This is a genomic window from Streptomyces otsuchiensis (assembly GCF_004305975.1).
Taxonomy (GTDB): domain Bacteria; phylum Actinomycetota; class Actinomycetes; order Streptomycetales; family Streptomycetaceae; genus Streptomyces; species Streptomyces otsuchiensis.
In genome coordinates this window covers 1-4,303 of the sequence record NZ_BHZI01000389.1, presented here as the reverse complement: position 1 = coordinate 4,303, position 4,303 = coordinate 1, and the positions used below count along the sequence as shown (strand labels likewise).

The 4,303-nt window shown below is 75.6% G+C and carries 3 protein-coding genes and 1 pseudogene; all 4 read right to left on the bottom strand.

Annotated elements, in window-relative coordinates:
• Window positions 1-788: pseudogene (locus tag E0D90_RS24090) on the bottom strand (hypothetical protein); the annotation flags it as partial.
• Between the two features lie 316 nt (window positions 789-1,104).
• Window positions 1,105-2,100, bottom strand: coding sequence for an NAD(P)H-quinone oxidoreductase (locus tag E0D90_RS24085; RefSeq protein ID WP_130800068.1), 996 nt, complete (start codon window positions 2,098-2,100; stop codon window positions 1,105-1,107).
• A 48-nt stretch (window positions 2,101-2,148) separates the two neighbouring features.
• Window positions 2,149-3,270 carry a potassium channel family protein gene (locus tag E0D90_RS24080; protein ID WP_130800067.1) on the bottom strand — a complete coding sequence of 374 codons (1,122 nt, stop codon included), beginning with the start codon at window positions 3,268-3,270 and terminating at the stop codon, window positions 2,149-2,151.
• The coding region (locus tag E0D90_RS24075) for a molybdopterin molybdotransferase MoeA (protein WP_130800066.1) at window positions 3,267-4,303 on the bottom strand (1,037 nt) is incomplete at its 5' end. The genes E0D90_RS24075 and E0D90_RS24080, both read right to left, overlap by 4 nt.

The following is a 4,303-nucleotide window of genomic DNA, read 5'->3' as shown; positions in this document are numbered from 1 at the left end:
GCGAGGGGCGGCGGGGCCGTGGCGTCGTCGACCACCGTCGCCGGCGGCACGACCGGCTCGGCAGCGGAGGAACCGGCGTCGACCGGACCGGTGGGTCCGGTGGGTCCGCCCGCCGGGCGCGCCGCCGGCTCGACCGCATCGGGCAGCGCATGAGGGTGGAGGGAGGCGGGAACCACGGGACGCGCGCCCGCCGGACCCGCCGTGCGCTCCCCCGACGGGCCGTCATCCGCGTCGACGCGCCCGTCACGGTCGGCGGTCCCGGCCTCCGGCGCCCGGGGGCCGTCGGCGCCGCCGTCGTGGCGGTCCTCCGCGGCCGGCGGCGTGACGCCGTCCGGGCAGAGCCCCTCCCAGGGACCGGCGGGCAGCCGGGCACACATCGACTCGCGGTCGTCCGCGACGGCCTCGGCGAATCGTTCCGGCAGAGCGACCGGAGGGAAGTGCGGCGGCGAACCCGCCCACCACCGTCCGCCGGGGGCGGCCGCGTCGCCGGCCGGCTCCGGCTCGACGCCGGCAGCGGCCACCGCGTCGTCGTTCCCGTGCTCGCGCGGGAACCACGGGGCCACCGCGCCGGGGAGAGGGCCCGGGCGGAGTTCGAACGCGTCCGTAGCGGCGGGCGCGAGGAGAGAGGGGACCGATGCCGACGGGGAGAGACGGTCAGGCGTCGTGACCACCGGGCCGGGGCCGTCGATCGCGGATTCGGCCGCGTGCGCCACCGGCAGTGCGGACGACGGAAGGAGGGCGACGGCCAGCGCCGTGACCACCACCGCACATCCCACCCAAGCGTTCACGGCCCCGAACCTCCGCACACGGTCCGACAGTGGCACCAGCGTTACATATGTAGATCAAAGCGGCATCTTGTTCGGTCGATCCACGGCAACCGCGCCTGAAAAGCCACCCAATGGGCTAGTTTCACCACCTCGCGGACGGGGGACTCGCACCGCTCGCGCGCATCGACAGGGGCGCGCACCGTGCGACGTGCGCCTGGTGACACGGCGCGCACCCCGGCACGGCGACGGGCGGGGAAGCCCGGCTCCCGCCGCACGCTCCCCCGCCCGTCACGCCGCCACCAATCTCTCGGCCGGGTATCTCTCCCCCGCGGACCTCTCAGTCGCGGACCAGCAGCAGCTTCCCGACATGGCCGCTCTCCTCCAGCGCACGGTGCGCGTCGGCGGCCCGCCGCAGCGGGAACGTGCTGTCGACCACCGGCCGCACCCGCCCGGCGCCGATCAGCGGCCAGACGTGCTCGCGGACAGCGGTGACGATCTCCGCCTTCTCCCCCGCCGGGCGGCCCCGCAACGACGTGGCCGACACGGACGCCCGCTTGGCGAGCAGCGCGCCGAGGTTCAGCTCGCCCTTGACCCCGCCCTGCATCCCGATGACGACCAGTCGCCCGCCGGTCGCCAGCGCCCGGACGTTGTCCGGAAGGTACTTGGCTCCGATGATGTCGAGGACGACATCGGCTCCGCGCCCGTCAGTGGCGTTCCGCAGCTCCTCGACGAAGTCCTGTTCCCGGTAGTCGATCAGGATCTCCGCGCCCAGCTCCGCGCAGGCCGCCAGCTTGGCCGGGCCGCCCGCCGTCACCGCCACCCGGGCGCCGACGGCGCGGGCCAGCTGAATGGCCATGGTGCCGATACCGCTGGCGCCCCCGTGGATCAGCACCGTCTCGCCCGGCCGCAGGCCCGCCGCGCGCATCCCGGGGACGCGGAAGAGGTTGGACCACACCGTGCAGACGACCTCGGGCAGAGCGGCGGCCGTCACCAGCTCCACGCCGTCCGGCACGGGCAGCAGCTGACCGGTGGGGACCACGACCCGCTCCGCGTAGCCGCCGCCGCTGAGCAGCGCGCAGACCTGGTCCCCCACCGCCCAGCCGATCACCGCCGGGCCGACCGCCGCGACAGTGCCCGAGCACTCCAGGCCGGGGTGGGGCGAGGCACCGGGCGGCGGATCGTAGTTGCCCTGGCGTTGCAGCAGGTCGGCACGGTTGACGGCGGCGGCGGCCACCTCGACCAGTACCTCGCCCGGGCCCGGCTCCGGGTCGGGTACCTCGCTCCACTCCAGAACGTCGGGGCCGCCTGGTTCCCTGATGGTGATCGCACGCATGGGCCCGAGGCTACGCGCCACCGGCGGCCGGGGACCGGAGGCCGGACGTCAGCGGCGCGGAATGCGGAAGGTGCCCGGACCGCCCGGTTCCTGACGCGGCTTCTCCCCCGGCACCGTCTTCGCCTGCTCGTGGCTGACCCGGCGGATGACGACGAGCCGGTCCTCCAGCTCCAGCGTCTCCACCGCGGGGTCGTCGAAGCCGAGCAGCCGGTGCCCCCGGACCACCGACACCACCAGGTCCTCCGCCTCGCGCGGTGAGCGGCCGGCCTCCGCCCGGGTCACCGGCCGCTCGCGCAGCGCCAGCCCGCTGCCGGGCTGGATCAGGTCCTCCATCACCGCGCCCGAGCTGGGGCTGACCACCGACAGACCCAGCAGCCGCCCCACCGCCGAGGAACTGGTGATCACCGAGTCAGCGCCCGACTGTCGCAGCAGCGGCACGTTCTCCGACTCGCGGACCGAGACCACGATCCGCACCGCCGTGGAGAGCTGACGCGCGGTCAGCGTCACCAGCACCGCCGTGTCGTCACGCTGCGCCGCGATGACGACCTGGCGCGCCCGGTCCACCCGCGCCCGCAGCAGCACCGAACTGCGGGTGGCGTCCCCGGCCACCGCCGCGTAGCCGTCGGCGTTGGCGTGGTCGATCACCGAGCCGTTCGGATCGACGACCACGATCCGTTCCTGGGCGATGCCGGTGCGCATCAGGGTCTCGGCCGCCGACCGGCCCTTGGTGCCGAAGCCGACGATCACGGTGTGGTCGCGCAAGGTCTTCCTCCAGTGGGCGATCTTCCACTTCTCACGGGTGCGCTCGGTCAGCACCTCCAGCGTGGTCCCGACCAGGATGATCAGGAACAGCACCCGCAGCGGCGTGATCACCAGGGCGGTGGTCAGCCGGGCGCTGTCGCTGTACGGCACGATGTCGCCGTAGCCCGTGGTCGAGAGCGAGACGGTCACGTAGTAGAACGCGTCGAGCGCGCTGATCTCCCCGCCCTGGGCGTCGTAGTACCCGCCCCGGTCCAGGTAGACGACCAGGAACGCGGCCAGCATCACGGAACTCGCGATGCCCAGCCGCTTCACCACCTGGAGCAGCGGGCCGGCGATGAACCGCGGCAGCCGCACGCCGTGCGACTGGTCGTCCGCGTCCGAGCGCGCCGGCCGAACCGGGAACCTCATCCGCGGGGCAGCTCTGCCAGCGGGACGCGCTGACCGCGCCGCGCACCACCCGGCGGGACCAGCGCCAGCGCGTCGGCACCCGCCACCCCGCGCAGCATCGCCGGACCGGAGAAGCGCAGCGGCTCGGCCCGGGGAGCTCGCGCCTGCGTACGTCCGGAGAAGCCCGCGCTGAACCGCGCGGCGGGACGGGCGGGTTCGGGAAGCGGGTAGCGCACCGGGAGGACGCGGGTGTCCGTGTCGTGCCCGGCGATGTCCTCGGTCAGTTCGGCGGTGGGCAGCGGCGGCAGTTCACGGCCGGCGAGCGAGGCGACCAGCGGCGCGGCCAGCGTCAGCAGGCCGGTGACCGCGGCGAGGGGGTTGCCGGGCAGCCCCACCAGGGGCCGCCGGCCGGGGAGTTCTGCCAGCAGCATCGGATGGCCGGGCCGGACGGCCACCCCGTCCACCAGCAGCCGGGCGCCCAGCCGTGCCAGGACCGGGCGCAGCCGGTCGACCGGGCCGGCGGCGGTGGACCCGGTGGTCACCACCAGATCGGCCCGGGTGGTGGAGACCGCCTCGTACAGCGCCTCCGCGTCGTCGCCGAGCCGGCGGGTCACCAGCACGTCCGCGCCCAGCGCGGTCAGCCACGGCCCGGCCATCGGGCCGAGCGCGTCCCGGATCCGGGCCCCGGACGGCAGCCCCCGGTGCAGCAGTTCGTCACCGAGGACCAGCACCTCGACGCGCGGCCGGGGGTGGACCGTCAGCTGGTCGTACCCGGCCGCCGCCGCGAGCCCGAGCACCACGGGGGTGACGGGGGTCCCGGCCGGCAGCAGTTCGGTGCCGGAGCGGCACTCCTGCCCACGCGGCCGGATGTCCGCGCCGGGCACCGGGTTCCGGCCGCGCAGCTGGCCCGCCGTCACCGAGCCGCGCTCGCTGCGCAGCACGGCGGAGGTGCCGCCGGGGACGCGGGCACCGGTGGCGATGGGGACGGCGAGGCCGTCGGCGAGCGGCTCGGGCTCCGGCGCGCCCGCGAGCACCGCCGTCGGCGGGGCGGGGT